Raw genomic sequence first — 20,151 nt, 5'->3', positions numbered from 1 at the left:
CCGTACATGCACCTCAGCGCCAACAAAAAAGCCCCGCGGTGCGGGGCATTTAAGGATTTTTCAGATTAGTCCAGGCGATCTGTAAGAACTCCCGCCGAAAAAACACATTTTATAACTGATCTGGAGTTATCCATTGATACCCAAGATCTGAAATTCCCCGGACCAGACGCCTGAAATCGTTGAACCCCCGAACACCCAACTCAGGTTCAAGCCAGAATGGATGAAAGAAGAAGGAGGCTACGCCGTCCCTGATTACTTCAGCATAAACTGCATTGAGATACACCTCTTCCCACGAATAATCGATGAATGATGCAGGATCGATCTCCCGAATATCATATTCGATATTGCCAAGGTTTTCTGGATACAATCTCGCGCCGTAATAGTCACTTTCGATTAAGTAGGGAAAGAACTGGCCTGCTGCGAAGTCACGATCTGGGTTGTTCACATCCAGATTCAAGAGAGGCGTCACCGCCGTATAGTAGATCGATCTCTCATAGCGACTATCAAAGAATTGATTTACTGCCGCATATGCGTTTGGAGACGCCTGATAGTGCGGTGTCGTCCACGTAAACGGAGCATACCCACTCGCGACCAAAGCTGAATAAGCCATCTGAATCCGGCCAGACGCCCACGTAACTGAATCTTCCGCCACCACTGCATTGTTAGGAATATGCCAGAATTCGAAATCATCGCCGGTTATACCACTATACGGGTTCTGCTCATCTGCATACTGGTGCGTATAACCATGCAATGAGATCTTCCCGCCCCTGGTCAGAGCATAATCAAGCGAATTCAGCATCGATTCCGATTGCGCCATTGGAAGCTCAAGGGGATCACCGCCGTTATAGACGCCATTAGGATCCCGATAAAATGGCACAGCTGTGATTGTATATGGAATGTCCCTTCGCGAAAGATAATCGATCAGGCTTCTCATGTTTGAAAAGTTAACCAATGACGCTACGTCTTCAAGCCTGAGCATGGCGTACTTCGATGGCTCGTGGTCCACGCCGAGAATTTCATGCAGTATGTCAGCCAATGCCAAATACCGGTCCCTGGGCCCTATATAGCTCAACGGTAGATCTGCGAAATACCAGAAATTTCCGGACCTGGTGATATACGGGATTACCTCTCCTGTGACCGAATTTTCAACTTCTAAGATTGCTTCAGCTTTCGCAGGATCCGCAATTGCCATCCAACCAGCATCAGGATCGGCATGAACAGAGGAGGTCTCTACATCGAAATCAAAATACTTCTCAAGCTCTACCCCCTTGTACGTCACGGTATTGAAGAAACCAGGCGCTGGATTATCCACGGACGGTGGGCTGTCGAATCCCCTCAACCCGTTGAACGCAAGGCCGAACCTGGACGAAAAACCGAGATCACCGTTCCAGGCCAACTGCCAGATATTGTACCGAAACCAGACTACGGTTTTCTCTGTGGACACGACATCTTGAAGAAATGCGGCTGGTATGGGGTTATCGAAATAGCTGCCAATGTAAAAGACAACGTCATACCCTTCGATTTCGTCGGGCAAATACTCGCTCACCTTCTGTATCGAAACCTCAGCATCGAAATGCCCCAGCAGATTTCGCAACATGATTGCGTAAATTTGTCCGAGTTTCGAGAACGCCACATCATCTGGCTGATCGAAAAGAATCAGGGCCTTCGGACCACCACTTAGTAATCCCGCGGACTGTAGGGCAGCAGCCACAACAGAGATGGATGATGCATCAGCGCTGTTGGTCGCTACTTTTACTCCTTCCTCTCCTGACGATTCTTTCTTCTTGCTTTTCGAAGCATCGAAGGTCGATTTCCTCAGGTTTTCATCAAAAATTTTGCGCGCTTTTAGCTTGAGAGCTTTCTTTTCTTCTTTGCACTGATCCCTGTCGGCCTCTCTCCCACAGCCTTTTATCGCCGGATCCGGTGTACCTGGAACAATCGTTACATTTAATGTGGGAGTTAGATTTCTGACAGCATCCTTCAGCTCGCTTGCCTGGGAAACCAGAGACGCTGAGAGCAGAACGATCGTGATAAATAATCGATGGGGTTTAATCGGACGGTAGATGTACATCTGGTACCTCGTGGTTAAGCATTTTAGAAAATCGGATCACATGAATACATCTACACATGAAAAGGAAGCTACCCGGCAAACCGTTTGGATGCGAGCTGCCCAGGTTAGAAATCTGCGTTAATTGGTATAGACAAAATTCCAATCATTTCTCGTACTTTTTTTATTTTTTCCATTCTCTATCAAGTCAAAGGTTGCACCGCCAATCGTACGGATCAGACTTGCCACCCAGACGTACAAAACTAATATTCCCAGACAGAGCGAAATGTCATACCGGAATAGCTTTTTTCGTATACGCGCAAACCGACTGCGGTCTCAAGTTGCATCTCGTCTCGATTGTTTTGAATGCCCGAGTCACCAAATAGATGAAAGAGATTCTCTTTGTAACCGGTACAAGGCCAGAAATTATCAAAATGGCACCGGTGTACCTTCTACTTAAAGAGGCTGAAAAAGACTGCCGAGTATCCTGGTGCCACACCGGTCAGCACGACACAGTTGCCGACGCAATGTTCTCTCAGTTCAGCATCAAACCGGAGATTACCCTACCCCGGCCAGCAGGAATTGGTCTGGCGCCATTGGTATCTGGATTAATTGAATCCATCGACCGCGTACTCGAGGAATACTGTCCAGACCTTGTAGTGGTACACGGAGACACAAGCTCAACTTTAGCGGCCTCTATGGCAGCCTTCTATCGGTCCATTGAAATTGCTCATATTGAAGCTGGACTGAGATCGAACGATCTCAGACACCCTTTTCCAGAGGAAAGCAACAGGAAAATGGTAGCGACCATCGCAGAAAAGCATTTTGCGCCGACGGAACTGGCCAGAACGAACCTGCTTAAGGAAGGCGTCCCCTCAGAAAATATCGTAGTTACCGGTAATACTGTGGTCGATGCACAGAAAATAATCTGCAGGGTATTTTCTATTAAGCCAAAAGCCGAACGTGACAATATTCTGGTCACCGTTCACCGACGAGAGAACTGGGCAAAACTACAATCAATCAGCGAAACGATTCTTGAACTTGCACAAATTCATCCCGAATTCAGATTCCTCATTCCTCTGCACCCAAATCCGGCGGTATCCACAGTTTTCAGAAACACCCTCAAAAATATTCAAAATGTCTCTCTCACAGCGCCCATGAGTTACCTGGAACTACAACGCTGCCTCTCTCGCTGCAGAGTTGCCATCACAGACTCTGGGGGTATACAGGAAGAAGCCCCGGGATTTTCAGTGCCCTGTGTCGTATTGAGGGAAAAAACAGAGCGACCTGAAGCTATTTCGAGCGGCTTCGCTGAATTGGTCGGCACTGACAGAGCCAAAATTCTTGAGCATTCTGAAGACTGCCTTGGAAAACCAATCCGTCATATGAAAAACCCATTCGGCGATGGATATGCGGCTCAGCGCATTGTAAACAGCCTCCTGGACTATGGTTCAGGATCGAACACCATTGCCATCCCAAAAGACGAGAGTCATGCCTGATTACGCTGCATGGATAGCGACATATTACTTTGCTTTAAAATACATTTTCATTGTCGTTGCAGTTGTAATGCTTGCGTTTGGAATCGATGATCTATTTATCGATTTGGTCTACTGGTGGGATAGAATCAAAACAAGGGTCTTTAAGTGCAACTCAGATCTGTACATAGACACACCGGAAGACTTCCCATCAAAAAAAGAAAAGCCACTTGCAATTATGGTCCCGGCATGGATGGAAGCCGGTGTCATAGGGAAAATGGCAGAGCTTATGGCGGGATCAATTGACTATGAGAACTATCAAATATTTGTAGGTACCTACCCCAACGATCTCGATACTCAAGCGGAAGTAGACAGAGTTGTCCTACGGCATCCGAATGTGCATAAAGTCGTATGTGGCCACCCAGGACCAACGTGTAAATCAGACTGCCTGAACAACATCCTCGAGGCGATCTCCTCATTCGAAACTGAAGCAAAAGTGCAGTTCGCAGGATATATTCTGCACGATTCAGAGGATGTAATAGACCCTCTTGAACTGCGTCTATTCAACTTCCATCTCGACAATTATGGATTTATCCAAATACCCGTATACCCTTTTGCGCGGCGCTGGAACGAATTAACGGCCGGGCATTATCTAGACGAATTTGCAGAGCTACACACTAAAGACGTCCCCGTACGTAAAATGTTGTCTGGGCAAGTACCCAGCGCCGGAGTCGGAACCTGTTTTCGCCGAGACGCTATCAACAAGCTCGCGGAAAGTAGCGATAACCTGGTCTTCAATACAGACAGCCTGACAGAAGACTATGACATTGCCTTTCGGCTTCATGAATTGGGCACAAAGCAGGTATTTTTGCGCTGTCCATCTCCGAGCGCCGTATCCACTGATAACGTTGGCTGGGATGACAATGCACGGAAAACCATTTGTATTCGCGAGTATTTTCCAGAAACCCTAAGCACTGCCATCAGGCAGAAGTCACGCTGGATTACAGGCATTATTTTCCAGGGCTACAGATCCATTGGGTGGAAAAGCCGGGCTATCCTCAACTATTTCTTGTGGCGTGACCGGCGAGGGGCGATCACCAATATTTGGGGGTTTACGGGTCTATTTATTTTATTCAACCTTTCTATTCTTTGGGTATATGAGTGGATTTTTCCCAACGGCTATCGATTCCTCACCGACTTCTCGTCTGACCCCATCATCAAAGGTCTCGTGTATGCGAATTTGACGTTCTTGGTCAGCCGCCTATTCCACAGAGCTTACTTCACAGGAAAATACTACGGTAAAACGCAAGCAATTCTTTCTATCCCCAGGGTTATTTGGTCCAATCTCATAAACTTCTGTGCGTGCATCCGGGCCATATCTCAGGTGCTATCAACTGGCGACGCAAGGCGAGTTCGATGGGACAAAACCACCCATATTTTTCCTGAGGTATCAGAGCGTATAGTCGGTGACAATGCTTTGGCTGAACTAATACCTGGATACGAAGATACCTGGGAGAGAGACTGGAAGGCGCACGACTCCATGGAAATGACATTTCTCCAATATTTAATATTTTCAGGAAAAACGACCTCACTGGAAATAGCGCAATTGAGAGCGCGGAATGCAAAAGTCGAAGTCGTCGATTTCAGCCTGAACGATATATACGATACTTCAACTGAAAGTATCCCGAGCTATCTAGCAATTAAATACTCTGTAGTTTGTCTCGAAGCATCTCCATCAGAGCTTATCCTTGCGTCTGAACACGAACTTTGCCCAGCTACCCTGGCAATAATCTCACGAAAAACGAAGAGACAAGTCCGTTACAAAATAACCAAGCCCGGCAAAGTGACCACCGCGATACTGCATCTTTACAGCGGAAACTCTGAATTCAGCGCTGACATTTTACGAATTCCGGATGAACAACTCTACCTGACCTGTTCTTTTAAGGAATACCTGATCCGATTCAAGAAAATACACCCTTCAATAATTGCACAGGCAACTGCTGAAATCGACTCGAATAACCAGGACATAGGCAAGATTCTTGTTTCGAAAAATGTTCTAAGCTCTTCCGAGCTTACGTTTGAACAATTTAAATACAACAGCATCAACTTACCGGGCAAGAAAGAAGAAGCGGAAAGAACACATGATTACGCATGATATTTTTTGCCGCAAAAACAATATCACTTCGGCCGCATCAATTCTTTATCTCGCCGTACCACGGGCCACTACCAGCTGTATATTTTCCATACTGATCCTATTACATTCAATTTCAGTATTCGCAGCGGAATCCGGAGCGCTCGAGATCAACGAACAATCTGAGTACACGCGCCACCTGATTTTTCCATTTCATAACAAGGCACATCGAGAGCGCAGCGCCGGAAACTTCCGCGCTGCAGAGGAAAACTACAAAAAAATACTTGGTCTGGACCCGGGAAATATTGACGCAAGAATTTCTCTTGGAGAAGTCCAGATAAAGCTAGAAAAAAATTTCGAGGCTATTGAAAACCTGTCACTAGTTTCTGGCAAGTCTGAATTTGCGAGAAATTTATTAATATCACTTTACAAAAAGACATTGGACCTGACAGAACCAAAATACTTAAAGAAGCTATTGTCACTATGTATTCCATCATCGTGCACAGATCATCTATCAGAAATTTCATATAACTTATCTGAAAATGATGGACCAGATTCTGCCGGCAGCTTTCTAACTCAGGCAATTGCATTATTACCGAATAATTTTTCCGCGTCATTATTATCCCTGCGCAGCGCATATGATGAAAAAGCAGGCAATTGGAAGCTCGCCGTCGAGGCGCTGGAGGAAGTAGGCACCATCAGGCCACTCAATCCGAAGGAGGCTTATAGACTCGGGATTGCACGAATTAATCTCGGCCAGCCAGAATTGGCGATCCAATACATAGGTTATCTTTCGGGGCCGCCTCCAGAATTAAGCCGAAATTTGAGTACCAATATCCTCGAGACAGCCATCCATCTCTCGCAAAAGAACCTTACTCTGGATATCTACAATAGCGACTCGATTCGTAATAGCCTATCCAGAATAGAAGCGAGGAAACTTGGCAAACTGTTGTCTTTACATGGATATTTCTCGGAAGCCGAAGAACTCTATCTTGAAGGAGAGATCACCGACTGTAGAGAGTTTATTAACCTATATGCTGCGGCGAAGGAAAAAGAGAAACTCATCAGTGCATTAGCCTCTTGCGATGAAAGCGTCGGTGAGACAGAGTGGCTACAGTACGCAAGTAATATTGGAACTATTGAATCACTCTCATTAAGAACGCTATCTGGACAACTTGAGATAGAGAGGATCCGCGCATTATCCGATGCTTTCATCGAACTCGATATGCACCAGGAGGCGACACAAGCGCTAGGCTCACTCCCGGAAAACTCACTGACGTTAAGTATGCACAAAAAGATGGCATACTCTCTAGAAAAAACCACCGATAAAATTGCTGCGGCAGAATCATTTTACTCATTGGCGCAGAGACTAAAAGACAACGGCAGCCATGGATATGGACGTTTCCTGGAGAGATCTTCAGACTTATATGCAGAGGCAGGGAAAGAATCTTTAGCACTCTATAGCCTGGGTAGCATTTTCCCTTTCGAGGGCATAGATGAGGAAAATTCGCTCAACTCAAAATTACTGAACTTAATTTCGAAACAAAGAAATAATCAACACAAAGAAATATTGAGGTTAATGTATCGTCGCCCATTCCCGGAGACCATGGCAATCCATTTCGCCGATGTCTGGGGGGATCTTGGCAGCTGCCGTGGCTTGGCGCGTTTTGGAACAGCGGACATTGCTGTGCGCAACGTCGTAATACTGGCGCGCTGCTATGAGAAAGAGTCACCCGGGCTTGCATCATATTACTACCAAATCGCCATCGATAAGGGTTTTACAGAAGTAAAACACTATCTCGCTTACTCCCAACATAGAAGCGGTGATTTTCTCCAGGCTGTCAACACATGGAAATCAATACCAGAAAACGCGCTCTCCCAGGAGAATATTGTTGCGGCCGCCACTAGCGCACTCGCCGCGAATCAGCTCGAATCGGCAGAAGGCTGGTGGCGAAAAGCAGCCGATACAACAAACGAAGAGTGGTGGCTCCTTGGCACGCTGATATCCCGAAAACGAAACCGCCCAAATGAAGCACTTGAAAGAGTCAACCAGGGCATATCATTATCAGAAGCTGCCAACCCTATACTCCATTTCAACCGATCACTAATACGTAGGCAAATTGGCGATTCAGAAGGTGCAAGATCAGATGAGCAATTACTGAAAGGGTTAACCAATGCTCTCTCCCCATCGCAATACGCACACTTAGCACTTACAGGTGAGAAAAGCTCCGTTTCGGATTCCATAGAATGCCTAAAGATTGCTTTATCCGCACAGCCAGAAAATGAAGAATGGCGCGCCCAGCTCGCCTACCTTAATCAGCAAGCGGGAAATCGTGCCGAGACATTACGAGAGGTTAAAACTACCATCGCCCGGCTTCATCCAGAGATTGCCCCTCACTCTCTGGAAGAGCCCGCTATTCGGCAAAAGCTCGCCGACCTACGTAGCATGCACTCCCGTATAAGCCGGAAGCGTACTTTCCATGCGGGCGCCTGGAGCGGAAGGGCCACCACCGCGAGCGACGGTATTGCTGCTACCGGAGATCCATTTTCCTGGTCCGGCACATATGTCTCATATGAGCATTTACTCCCCGACCGCACAGGCAAGTCACCATCGACATTTACTGCGTATGGAAGAGCAATGAAGTCATGGACGGAAAGCCACGAAGGAGATAATGCCTTGTTAGCCGGGATTGGCATACGCTGGCAGCCACTCCTGCAACAAGACCTTAACTTCTATGCCGAAATGAACCATAGAGAACACCATAGCGGGTTTGACAGCACTGAACTTATGATGAGAGCCACCGGTGCCCTGGCCTCGAATTACCCTACTCCCTATAAATGGATCGCCAACGCTGACACGCATTTTGGACAACTACTTTACCTCGATGCTGCTTATTGGGCAGAGACAAACGACTATGCATATTTGGCGCGGTACTCTGTGGGGCCGTACTATCAAACACCAATTCATTGGGCAGACTTACTTCAACCCTATGGATTTTTCCAACTAGATGGATCTCAGAACGCCGGAACAAATCCATACAGTGAAATAGAGACAAGGAACAGTAGCGCCGGATTCGGATTGGCATGGTATCTGTGGACGCATGAAGACCGGTACAACACCCACAGGAATAGCTATATTTTCCGCCTGGAGTACCAGAGCATACTCGATTCACTACAGCAGACTGGCAATGGTTTATTTCTTAAGATGGAGGCTTTCCTACAGTGAAAACCCTCTTAATTCTATTGGCATTGCTGATCTCGCCGACATTATCGGCAAAATCTGTTTTCTATCAGCCAAACGTCTCGGATAAAGTACTCCCGATAACGGAATGGCAATCCATATTCAAAAAAATGAAATCTTCTGGCTTTGACAGCCTTATCGTTCAGTGGTGTGAATATGGGCCAACAGACTTCGGCATTTCAGATGGATGGCTGCTAGAGGTCGTCAGCAGCGCCAGGGAGCATGGGATAAAGGTGCACATGGGGCTGTATTCAGACCCCCTTTTCTTCGAGAGAGCCAGGGGTACTGATCAGGAAATCGCCAGCTACCTGAACGCATATTTGATCAAAAACCTGACGCTGCTAGAGGAAATTCTAAACTCAACTGCATCTCAAAGTATTGATAGCTGGTATTTACCGGCAGAGTTCGATGACAGGTATTGGACCTCTGAAACGAGGACAAGGCTGCTAGCCGAGCAACTCGCCAAATGGAATTCCGCGGTTTCCGCAAGAACCCAAAAACCCTGGTCGAGTTCCAGCTTTTTCACCGGTTGGAAGTCTCCTGATGGCTACGCAAATTGGCTCAGGCAAATCCCCTATAAATTTTGGATTCAGGACGGCAGTGGCACTCGTAAACTCACCGAAGAGCAACGTTTACTTTACCTGGACCGAATTGACAAAAATAGATCGAGGCTAATACTCGAGGCTTTTGAACAACTATCAAGTGATGCCAATTTCACTGCAAAGCCTCGTGCATATAAAGATTTGCAGGGTCTGGAGCGAAAATATGAAAGTAGAGGTTTCAAGGAAGTCGCGTACTTTTCATTGAGATACATGCCTTTTGCCGACGGCAAGCTGAAGCTCCCCTCCAATTGATACACTCAGGCACTCCCGATGGATTATTTTTGCACAAAAAAGCCCCGCGTTGCGGGGCTTTTTGAGCGTACTGAGTGAGCTAGCGATTAAGGCATGTCGTCCAGCTCAGCGCCTTCCTTGACCGGCGGCATCAGATCTTCCTTACTGATATCCATCGCCAGCAGGATGCTTGCCGCCACATAGATGGAGGAGTAAGTACCTACACCGACGCCCACCATCAGTGCAGTGGAGAAGTTGTGGATCAGCTCACCACCGAACACGAACAGTGCCAGCAACACCAGCATGGTGGTGATGGACGTCATCAAGGTTCGGCCGAGTGTCTCACTAAGGGAAATGTCGATGATTTCCTCCGAAGTCGCCTTACGCACCTTGCGGAAATTTTCGCGGATGCGGTCCGATACCACGATGGTGTCGTTCAGCGAGTAACCCACAACTGCCAGGATCGCGGCCAGTACTGTGAGGTCGAAGTCCAGTTTGAAGAAGGAGAAGAAGCCCAGCACGATGATCACATCGTGTGCCAGTGCCGCGACTGCGCCTACGGAGAACTTGAACTGGAAGCGGATGGCAACGTAGAACATCACCACACCCAGCGCAAACAGCATGCCAAGGCCACCATCGTCGCGCAGTTCTTCACCGACCTGCGGGCCGACCATTTCCACGCGACGCAGTTCGATCTCTTCAGCAGTATGTGACTTCAGTACCTCTACGACTTCGTCGCCAATGGAGGAAGTGCCCTCACGCGCCCGAGTCTGCGCCTGCTCTTCCGCCACTTCCGGTGGCAGCTTGATCAGGATGTCCTTGTCTGAGCCGAACAGCACCACCACGGCGCCCTTGTAACCGGCACCCTCCAGCTGGCTGCGGATCTCACCGATGCTGGGCGGGGTTTCGTACTCCACCTCCACCTGGGTACCGCCGGTGAAGTCCAGGCCAAACTGCAGGCCGTTGACCGCAAGGGACACGATGGATCCCACCAGCAACACGGCGGAGATCAGGCGCGCAATATTGCGCCACTTCATAAAGTGATAGACACGACGCCCGTTGTAGTCGTTGTAGTCCAGCGCGGGCGTATTTTCGTAGTTGTTTTCGGTTTCGTTACTCATTGCCCGCCCCTTAAATCCAAAGCTTCTTCACGTGACGGCCACCGTAAATCATATTGACGATGGCGCGGGTACCCATGATCGCAGTGAACATGGAGGTCAGGATGCCGATCGACAGGGTCACGGCAAAGCCCTTCACCGGGCCGGAACCGATCGAAAACAGAATCACGGCAACGATCAGGGTAGTGATATTCGCATCCAGAATGGTGGTAAATGCACGGTCAAAGCCGGAGTTGATGGCCGACTGCGGCGGCAAGCCATTGCGCAGCTCCTCCTTGATCCGCGAGAAGATCAGCACGTTCGCATCCACCGCCATACCAACGGTCAATACGATACCGGCAATACCCGGCAGGGTCAGGGTCGCACCGAACAGGCTCATCACGCCCACCAGCAGCACAAGGTTGACCGCCAGGGCGATATTGGCCGCAATTCCGAAGACCTTGTAGAAAATCAGCATGAAGATCAGTACCGCGATCAGGCCGATCTTCACCGAGTCCACACCCACCTTGATGTTGTCGGCACCGAGGCTCGGGCCGATCACACGCTCTTCCACAAAGTACATCGGTGCTGCCAGTGCACCGGCACGCAGCAGCAGTGCAGTTTCCTGAGCTTCCGCGGCTTCCACGCCGGTGATACGGAACTGTCGGCCCAGCGCACTCTGGATGGTGGCGAGACTGATAACTTTCTTCTCTTCGTAACGCTCCGGCGTCAGGACTGTCTCGCCCTGCTCGTTGGTGGTTTCCACCGTGCGGGTCTTGCTCTCGATAAACAGCACACCCATGCGACGGCCAACATTCTTCCAGGTGCTGCGGTGCATGAAGTTGCCGCCGGTAGCATCCAGGTCGATATTGATCTGCGGGCGACCATTCTCGTCATAGCCCACGCGCGCGCCGCTGACGCGGTCACCGTTGATGATGACTTTTTTCTCGAGCCAGGCACCGCCCATCATCTGCTGTTGCTGCTCGTCGCGGTACTCGAAGTATTCCTTGTTGGAAACAAGCGCATCCTGGGCCGCTTCCAGGCGGAATTCCAGGTTCGCGGTCTTGCCGATCACACGCTTGGCGGCGGCGGTATCCTGTACGCCCGGCAGCTCAACCACAATGCGGTTGCGGCCCTGGCGCAGTACGATAGGTTCAGCCACCCCCAGCTCATTCACACGGTTGCGCAGTGTGGTGAGGTTCTGGTTGATGGCATAGTCCTCGAGGCGTTTCACTTCCTGGTCCAGCAGCTGTGCACGCACTTCCAGCTGGTTGCCACCGGCCGGCTCAACGATCGTCAGCTCGGTATATTCCTTGCGGATGATGCTGCGCGCGGTGCTGGCCAGTTCCTCTGTACGGAAGCGCGCCACAATCGCATTGTCTTCCACCTTTACGCTGCGGTAGCGGGCCTTGCCAGCACGCAGCTTGGCGCGGAGGTCCGCCGCCAGGGTTTCAAGGTTTTTGCCAACTACATCCGCGGTATCCACTTCCATCAGGAAGTGCACGCCACCGGCCAGGTCGAGGCCCAGCGTCATGCGCTGCGCGCCGAGGTTGCTGAGCCACTCCGGGGTGGTGGAAGCGAGGTTCAGGGCCACGACGTAGTCGTCACGCATCGCTGCCTGTATGGCGCGCTTGGCGGGCAGCTGGTCCTCAATATCGTTCAGGCGGATCAAGGCGGAGTTCTCACCCAGTTCCCCGCCCTTGAACTCGATGCCGGCGTCGGAGAGAGCCTGCTCCGCGCTCTTCAGGGTGCGCTCGTCAATCTGCAGCGCGCTGGAGGCACCGGATACCTGTACCGCCGGATCTGGCGCGTAAAGGTTCGGCGCGGCATACAGGAAGCCGAACGCGACTATCAGAAGAATCAGGATGTACTTCCAGGCTGGATAGCGATTCATATCTTTCTCGTTATGGGCACCCGTAAACCTGGGTTCCGGGTGGTTTTTATTACAGCAGTTGCCGCTCCAGCCCTATTTAATAGGGGCGTATGTGCGGCTTTCAAGCAAGCGGAGGATTATAACGGGATTTGGAGGGAAGCGTAGCTGAGAGGACGCTTTGGGGCGATGCTAGGACAGGCCTTTCAAAACCTTGCGCGCCATGGACGGCGCGCAGGAGCTACAGGGATGTATTTATGCGTTTTTGAAAGTCCTGTCCTAGCGGCGACCAAATTTTAGACAGCCAGCGACGGCACGGGACGCCCCAGCCGCTCGTAGAAATCTGCCACGAACGCCTCCAGCGCATTGGCGGCTATAGCGTCACGCAACTTCTGCATCAAACGCTGATAGTGGCGCAGGTTGTGGATGGTATTGAGCTGGGCGCCCAAAATTTCGCCACATTTGTCCAGGTGGTGCAGGTAGGCGCGAGAGAAGTTCTCGCAGGTATAGCAATCGCACTCTTCTTCCAGCGGGCTGGTGTCGTGGCGGTGCTTGGCATTGCGGATCTTGATCACCCCGTCGAAGGTAAACAGGTGACCGTTGCGCGCATTGCGGGTGGGCATGACGCAGTCGAACATATCCACACCGCGGCGTACCGCCTCCACGATGTCCTCTGGCTTGCCCACGCCCATCAGGTAGCGCGGCTTGTCCGTCGGCATCTGGTGCGCCAGGTGATCCAGTACCATGACCATGTCTTCCTTGGGCTCGCCCACGGACAGTCCGCCGATGGCGTAGCCGTCAAAACCGATTTCGGTAAGGCCATTGAGGGAAACGTCGCGCAGGGCTGGGTACATGCCGCCCTGGATAATGCCGAACAGCGCCGACGGGTTGTCACCGTGGGCGTCCTTGCTGCGTCTGGCCCAGCGCAGGGACATCTCCATGGAGTCCTTCGCCTGCTTCTCGGTGGCCGGGTATGGGGTGCATTCGTCGAAGATCATCACAATGTCCGAGCCCAGGTCACGCTGCACCTGCATGGAGCGCTCCGGGTCCATAAACACCGGGCTGCCATCGATGGGGGACTGGAAAGAGACGCCTTCCTCGGTGATCTTGCGGATATCCCCCAGGCTGAACACCTGGAAACCGCCGGAATCCGTCAGGATCGGGCCCTGCCACTGCATGAAATCGTGCAGGTCACCGTGGGCCTTGATCACCTCGGTACCGGGGCGCAGCATCAGGTGGAAGGTATTACCCAGAATAATATGTGCGCCGATCGCCTCGACGTCCTTCGGGAGCATGCCCTTCACCGTGCCGTAGGTACCCACCGGCATAAACGCCGGGGTCTCGACCGTGCCACGCGGGAATTTCAGGCGCCCGCGGCGGGCCTTGCCGTCGGTCGTATCCAGCTCAAATTCCATAAAACATTGGCGTGTCACCGCATTACTCTCCTTCTCTGGCGGAGGTCACTTCATCCGCGCTGACGCCATCGCGCCGTGTAATAAACATCGCGTCGCCGTAACTGAAGAAGCGGTAGCGCTCCTGTACGGCCGCGGCGTAGGCCGCCATGGTGCCCCGGTAGCCGGCAAAGGCGCTGACCAGCATCATCAGGGTGGATTCTGGCAGGTGGAAGTTGGTAATCAGGCAATCCACCACCCGGAACTGGTAGCCGGGGTATATAAAGATGTCGGTCTCGCCAACAGTGGGCACTAACTGGCCCCCTTTTGCGGCGGACTCCAGCGCGCGTACGCTGGTGGTGCCCACCGCTATCACCCGCCCGCCACGTGCACGCGCTTCCGCCACGGCCTGGCAGACGCTTTCATTTACATGCAGCACCTCAGAATGCATCTGGTGCTCGTGGATGTCATCCACCCGCACCGGCTGGAAGGTACCGGCACCGACATGCAGGGTGACAAAGGCCATCTCCACGCCCTTATCGCGCAGCGCGCCAAGCATGGCGTCGTCGAAGTGCAGCCCCGCGGTCGGGGCCGCCACGGCCCCCGCCTCACGACTGTAGACAGTCTGGTAACGTTCCTTGTCCGATTCCTCATCCGGGCGATCGATATAAGGCGGTAACGGCATATGCCCGTGGCGCTCGAGGATCGGCAATACGCCCTCGCCCGGGAACGCCAGCACGAACAGTGCATCCTGGCGATCAGTCACCGCCACCCGGGTTCCGTCTTCCAGCAGTATGTCTGAGCCTGGCTTCGGCGACTTACTGGAGCGCACATGCGCCAGCACATTACGCTCGTCGAGCACCCGCTCAACCAGCACTTCCAGCTTGCCGCCGGTTTCCTTCTGACCGAACAGGCGCGCCGGGATCACGCGGGTATCGTTGAACACCATCAGGTCGCCGGGGCGCACCAGCTCCAGCAGGTCGCGGAACTGGCGATGGGCCAGCTCAGCGGTGGGGCCATCGAGGCACAGCAAACGGCTACCTGTACGCTCTTTGGCTGGCGTACGGGCGATCAATTCATCGGGCAGGTCGAAATGGAAATCCTGGCGGCGCATGGGTCTGTATTCTAGGGTCGTGTGAAGCTTTCGGTGGGCGGAGGCGCCCGGGCGCGAAGGTTAGCGGAAAAGGGCCGATCTGGCCAAGAAAAAGCACATAATGTGAGCAGAACAGCCCTAAGTGCCTGAATTTGCTGGTTGACCGGCCTTCGGCCGTTGCTATAATCTCGCCCTCTCTGAGACGGCCCCGCCGCTTCAGGCCTATGCCAGAGTGGTGAAATTGGTAGACACAGGGGATTCAAAATCCCCCGCCGTAAAAAGCGTGCCGGTTCGAGTCCGGCCTCTGGTACCAAACGCAAAACCCTCGCCCATCAGGGCGGGGGTTTTTCGTTTGTATCGGAGGTGCGGCGAGAACCGGCATTCCGGTTCGACCGATTGCGCCTAGGGCGCAATCAACAACGAGCGGCGTGAGCCGCGAAGCCCGCAGGGTCAAAAAGGCCTCAGCCTTTTTGATTAGACCGGCCTCTTGTTTATATGACTGGGGTCAGAGCTTTCCGCTCTGACCCCATTGGTTGGTCCGGCCTCTTATTTGTATGGCAGGGGTCAGAGCTTTCCGCTCTGACCCCGCTAGTTGACCCCATCAATAGAACCGATGGGGTCAGAGCCATGACTCTGACCCCAGTCATCTCTGACCCAGACATCTGTCGGCTCTGACCCCTGAAGGTTCCGCGACAGTATGGGGGCAGAGCTGTACGCTCTGACCCCATTCAATTTAAAATCCGCCTCGCCAACCCGCACCGGATTTCCCCCATGCTCGAATACTTCCTTATCGGCATCAGTATCCTCGCCCTGCTCTGCATCGTGTTCGAGGAAGTCATCCACCTGAACAAGGCCAAATCGACGCTCTTCCTGGGCTGTATCGCATGGCTCACCCTTTATATTCATGCCGCAGGTGATACCAAGGCCCAGCAAGCCATCAACCACAGCCTCGACGAAAACCTGCTGGAAATCGCCACCCTGTGGCTGTTCCTGATGGCCACCATGACATTCGTCGCTTACCTCAATGCCAAGGGCATGATCCAGGCCGCGGTACAGAAGATTTTTCCCACACACCTGTCGATCCGGCGGCTGATGATCCTGGTGGCGCTGTTTGCCATGCTGCTCTCCGCCATCTGCGACAACGTCACCGCAACACTGGTGTCCCTGGGCCTGATCCAGGCCTATGACCTGGACCGCAAAACCCGTATCCAGATGGCGGCGCTAGTAGTTTTCGCGGTCAACTCCGGTGGTGTCGCGCTGATCACCGGCGATGTCACCACCCTGATGATATTCCTAAAGGGGCATGTGACCATGCCACAGCTAATCACGCTGGTAGCTCCGGCGGCGGCCGCCGTAGTGTTCCTTGCACTGGTATTCAGCATCGGGCAGAAAGGCCAGGTAAAAAGTGAGGTGGTGGAGCGTCAGTTCGACACGGTCGATATCCTGATTGCGGCGGCGTTCTTCGCCACGATCATCTCAACCATGTTGTTCAATATCCTGTTTGCGGTACCACCGGTACTCACGTTTCTCACAGGGTTGTCAGTGATGTTCCTGATCGGCCGCACGGCCAAGACCGATGCACAGCAGACCAAGATCCTCGAATATATTCGCCAGGTCGAGTTCGACACACTGCTGTTCTTTCTCGGCATCCTGTTGCTGGTGGGCATGCTCAAGGAGATTGGTGTACTCGACCAACTGGCGCACCTGTACGCCCAGTACGATCCGAAGATTTCCAATTACGTTGCCGGCTCTGCCTCCGCCCTTCTGGATAACGTGCCGCTCACTGCCGCCCTGCTCAAGGCGCAGCCGGCACTCAGCACCAGCGAGTGGCTGGGGCTAACCTATGCGGTGGGGGTCGGTGGCTCCCTGCTCGCCATTGGCTCAGCGGCAGGGATCATCGTGATGAGCAAGCTCAAGGAAGTGACGTTTGCCGGCTACCTGCGGCATACGCCGGCGCTCGCAGCTGCCTATACGCTGGGGTATGGGCTGACACTGTTGATAGCGCAGGCGACCTATTGATTGATGGCCGGGGTCAGAGTTAAACACTCTGACCCCGGGTATCTGGCCCTTAATGAATGGAGTCAGAGCAACGGCTCTGACCCCGTACAGCTCTTCCCATTCCTGCCCAAAGCTCGTTACAGTTACAGTTTCCTGAACCAGTAAAAGCCTGATATGACCAACACCCCTTACACCCCACCAAAAGTATGGAAATGGGACGCGGAATCTGGCGGCAAATTCGCCAGTATCAACCGTCCCACGGCCGGCGCCACGCACGACAAGGACCTGCCCGTTGGAGAAAACCCGCTGCAACTCTACTCCCTGGCCACACCCAACGGCGTCAAGGTCACGATCCTGCTCGAAGAACTGCTGGCGCTCGGTCACACTGGTGCGGAGTATGATGCCTGGATCATCGATATCGGCGAGGGGGACCAGTTCAGTAGCGGTTTCGTTGCCGCAAATCCGAATTCGAAAATCCCGGTGATGGTGGATCACAGTACATCCCCACCCACGCGAATATTCGAGTCCGGCGCAATTCTTATGCACCTGGCGGAACGGTTCGGCGCATTCCTGCCCACAGACCACACCCGGGCTGAGTGTCTGTCGTGGCTGTTCTGGCAAATGGGCTCAGCGCCCTTCCTCGGTGGCGGCTTCGGCCACTTCTATTCCTACGCGCCGGGAAAATACGAATACCCGATCAACCGCTATGCCATGGAGACCAAGCGCCAGCTGGATGTCCTCGACCAGCGCCTGCAGGAGAGCCCATATGTTGCTGGTGACACCTACACCATCGCCGATATGGCAATCTGGCCGTGGTATGGCGCACTGGTGCTCGGCCGCCTGTACGATGCGGGGGAATTCCTGCAGGTGGACGCCTATGAGCATGTTGTGCGCTGGGCGCAGGAACTGGACCAGCGCGCAGCGGTGCGAAGGGGGCGCATGGTAAACCGGGCCTGGGGCGATCCGAGCGAGCAGTTGCGTGAGCGCCATCACGCCGACGATTTCGATACAAAGACGCAAGACAAGATCGATGGCGCCAGCGGAGGCTAATATCCCCCCGGCTTCGAGGCCATAGCCGGACCGCGCGGCAGCCGTGTTCTACAATTCCCGAAGGATTTTCCTTCCAAGAACTCGGTTGGCCGTTATGTCATTCTCAAAATTCCGCCCACTGGCGTTTGCCGTCACACTCAGCCTGACGCCTCTGGTTATTGGCGAAGAAAAGTCCGCAAAAACCTATCCCCACCGGGAAGCCTTCTTCGGTAACTTTCACATTCATACCGACTACTCATTTGATGCGTTTACCAATGGCGCTATTACAAATCCGGACCACGCATATCGCTGGGCCAAAGGGGAGTCTATCCCGGGGGGCGGTGGCGGCCCGGAACTGACCATTAAAAAACCTCTTGACTGGTACATGGTATCTGACCATGCAGAGTATCTGGGCGTCTTTCGAGAAATGAGCAATGAAGACAGTCCGCTCAGTAAACTGGATATAGCCAAAAAGGTCACCTCCGACGACCAGGCAGTAGCTTTCGCTGCATTTGCCCAGATTCTTACTGATATGAGTGAGGGACGGTCAGACCCGCAGCTAGCTGATCCGAAAATCAGCAAGCCAATCTGGGCGAAAGTCGTCGAAATAGCCAACGCTCATAACCAGCCCGGAAAGTTCACAACGTTCATCGGATACGAATGGACCTCCAACCCCCAAAAGAACAACTTGCATAGGGTGGTTATCTTCAAGGACAAGACCGGCGTCCCCGACCTGCCCTTCTCCGCTCTGGACTCTGACAAACCAGAAGATCTTTGGGCATGGATGGAGAAAATCCGTGCTGGTGGCGCCACCTTGCTGGCAATCCCCCACAATGCTAACGCCAGTGAGGGACTGATGTTCCAGGATACCGACTCCAGGGGACAGCCTGTGTCTGCAGAGTACAGTGCCACTCGCATCCGCAATGAGCCGCTGTATGAGGTCAGCCAGATCAAGGGCACCTCGGAAACCCACCCCAAGCTATCCCCCAATGATGAGTTTGCCAATTTCGAGCTGTGGGAATACAACCTGTCCGCAGATGCGACCCCGGCAAAGGTACAGGTGGGCAGCTACATGCGAGAGGCTTACCGGAGGGGTATCGCGTTTGAAGCTGCTGGTAAAGGAAATCCCTTTAAATACGGCCTCATCGGTGATTCAGATTCACATAATTCGGCAGCATCCATTGAGGAAGATAACTATACCGGCAAATTTGCCATGGAGAATAGCGCTGAACACCGGCTGAACGGCCCCCCCGGGTTTAAAGAGGCCAACAAGCAGCAACTGCGCCTGTTTGGCTCCGGTGGAGTTGCGGGTGTGTGGGCAAAATCCAATACCCGTGAAGAAATCTATGCAGCGCTGGAACGCAAGGAAACCTTTGCGACTTCCGGGACACGTATGAAGGTGCGCTTTTTTGGCGGCTATGACTTCAAGAAAGACATGCTAAAGGGCGACTGGCTTAGTACCGCCTACGAAACTGGCGTCCCGATGGGTAGCGATCTACCGCCAAGTGTGAACGGGAAAGCGCCATCCTTCGTCATTCAAGCAATGAAGGAAGCGGAAGGTGCAAACCTTGATCGTATTCAGGTAATCAAAGGCTGGGTCGATGGAGACAAGACGCATGAAAAAATATTCGATGTTGCCCTGTCTGACGCGCGTAAGGTTGGAAAAGACGGGAAGGTGCCCTCTGTCGGCAATACCGTCGACCCGAAAACGGCGACCTATCGAAACGACATCGGCGACACTCAGCTGAGTACAGTATGGACAGATCCGGAATTCAAACCCGGACAGCACGCCTTCTATTACGTACGCGTACTGGAAATCCCAACACCGCGCTGGTCCACATACGACGCAGTGTCACTGGGCATACCGCCCAGGAAAGACCTACCTGTATCAATTCAGGAACGGGCCTGGACCTCACCAATCTGGTATACGCCTGAAAAGTAAAATG

The 20,151-nt window shown here is 52.6% G+C and carries 12 protein-coding genes and 1 tRNA gene; 8 read left to right on the top strand and 5 right to left on the bottom strand.

The genetic code is table 11. The features are described from left to right. Positions 1-109: 109 nt before the first annotated feature. On the bottom strand, positions 110-2,071 hold the full coding sequence (locus QSJ80_RS05560) for a DUF2334 domain-containing protein (RefSeq protein WP_285763363.1): 1,962 nt from the start codon (positions 2,069-2,071) through the stop codon (positions 110-112). A gap of 362 nt (positions 2,072-2,433) precedes the next feature. On the opposite strand from QSJ80_RS05560, the gene wecB reads away from it, so the two are divergent. From wecB to QSJ80_RS05540, 4 genes are read left to right on the top strand one after another with little or no spacing between them, the layout of a single operon-like run. Then, entirely contained in the window at positions 2,434-3,546 is a 1,113-nt protein-coding gene (gene wecB / locus QSJ80_RS05555) for a non-hydrolyzing UDP-N-acetylglucosamine 2-epimerase (RefSeq protein WP_285763362.1), read from the top strand. Next, on the top strand, positions 3,539-5,677 hold the full coding sequence (locus QSJ80_RS05550; RefSeq protein WP_285763361.1) for a glycosyl transferase family protein: 2,139 nt from the start codon (positions 3,539-3,541) through the stop codon (positions 5,675-5,677). Before wecB ends, QSJ80_RS05550 begins: the two co-directional genes overlap by 8 nt. Then, complete coding sequence (locus tag QSJ80_RS05545) at positions 5,664-8,879, top strand: NfrA family protein (RefSeq protein WP_285763360.1); 3,216 nt, start codon at positions 5,664-5,666, stop codon at positions 8,877-8,879. The genes QSJ80_RS05550 and QSJ80_RS05545 overlap by 14 nt, the downstream gene beginning before the upstream one ends. Continuing rightward, positions 8,876-9,748 carry a DUF4434 domain-containing protein gene (locus tag QSJ80_RS05540; RefSeq protein WP_285763359.1) on the top strand — a complete coding sequence of 291 codons (873 nt, stop codon included), beginning with the start codon at positions 8,876-8,878 and terminating at the stop codon, positions 9,746-9,748. Before QSJ80_RS05545 ends, QSJ80_RS05540 begins: the two co-directional genes overlap by 4 nt. Before the next feature lie 86 nt (positions 9,749-9,834). Here QSJ80_RS05540 and secF read toward each other — a convergent pair whose 3' ends face one another. The 4 genes from secF to queA all read right to left on the bottom strand — a co-directional run bounded on the left by secF (position 9,835) and on the right by queA (position 15,199). After that, complete coding sequence (gene secF / locus QSJ80_RS05535; RefSeq protein ID WP_285763657.1) at positions 9,835-10,764, bottom strand: protein translocase subunit SecF; 930 nt, start codon at positions 10,762-10,764, stop codon at positions 9,835-9,837. Between the two features lie 94 nt (positions 10,765-10,858). Beyond that, positions 10,859-12,718, bottom strand: a complete 1,860-nt coding sequence (gene secD / locus QSJ80_RS05530; protein ID WP_285763357.1) for a protein translocase subunit SecD — start codon at positions 12,716-12,718, stop codon at positions 10,859-10,861. A gap of 272 nt (positions 12,719-12,990) precedes the next feature. After that, positions 12,991-14,109 carry a tRNA guanosine(34) transglycosylase Tgt gene (tgt, locus tag QSJ80_RS05525; protein WP_434219172.1) on the bottom strand — a complete coding sequence of 373 codons (1,119 nt, stop codon included), beginning with the start codon at positions 14,107-14,109 and terminating at the stop codon, positions 12,991-12,993. Between the two features lie 22 nt (positions 14,110-14,131). Beyond that, entirely contained in the window at positions 14,132-15,199 is a 1,068-nt protein-coding gene (gene queA, locus QSJ80_RS05520) for a tRNA preQ1(34) S-adenosylmethionine ribosyltransferase-isomerase QueA (protein WP_285763355.1), read from the bottom strand. A gap of 205 nt (positions 15,200-15,404) precedes the next feature. Between queA and QSJ80_RS05515 the strand changes: the two genes are divergently transcribed. The 4 genes from QSJ80_RS05515 (at position 15,405) to QSJ80_RS05500 (ending at position 20,147) form a co-directional block, all read left to right on the top strand. Further along, positions 15,405-15,491 (top strand) — tRNA-Leu (locus tag QSJ80_RS05515). A gap of 458 nt (positions 15,492-15,949) precedes the next feature. After that, positions 15,950-17,197 (top strand): sodium:proton antiporter NhaD, encoded by a 1,248-nt coding sequence (gene nhaD, locus QSJ80_RS05510; protein ID WP_285763354.1) that lies wholly within the window; start codon positions 15,950-15,952, stop codon positions 17,195-17,197. A 153-nt stretch (positions 17,198-17,350) separates the two neighbouring features. Then, complete coding sequence (gene yghU / locus QSJ80_RS05505; RefSeq protein WP_285763353.1) at positions 17,351-18,226, top strand: glutathione-dependent disulfide-bond oxidoreductase; 876 nt, start codon at positions 17,351-17,353, stop codon at positions 18,224-18,226. 94 nt (positions 18,227-18,320) lie between these two features. Next, positions 18,321-20,147, top strand: coding sequence for a DUF3604 domain-containing protein (locus QSJ80_RS05500; RefSeq protein ID WP_285763351.1), 1,827 nt, complete (start codon positions 18,321-18,323; stop codon positions 20,145-20,147). The last annotated feature ends 4 nt before the right edge of the window (positions 20,148-20,151 follow it).

This window comes from Biformimicrobium ophioploci (assembly GCF_030270605.1).
Classification (GTDB): Bacteria; Pseudomonadota; Gammaproteobacteria; order Pseudomonadales; family Cellvibrionaceae; genus Biformimicrobium; species Biformimicrobium ophioploci.
The sequence above is the reverse complement of the archived record's forward strand: the minus strand, read 5'-3'. Positions and strand labels throughout refer to the sequence as shown.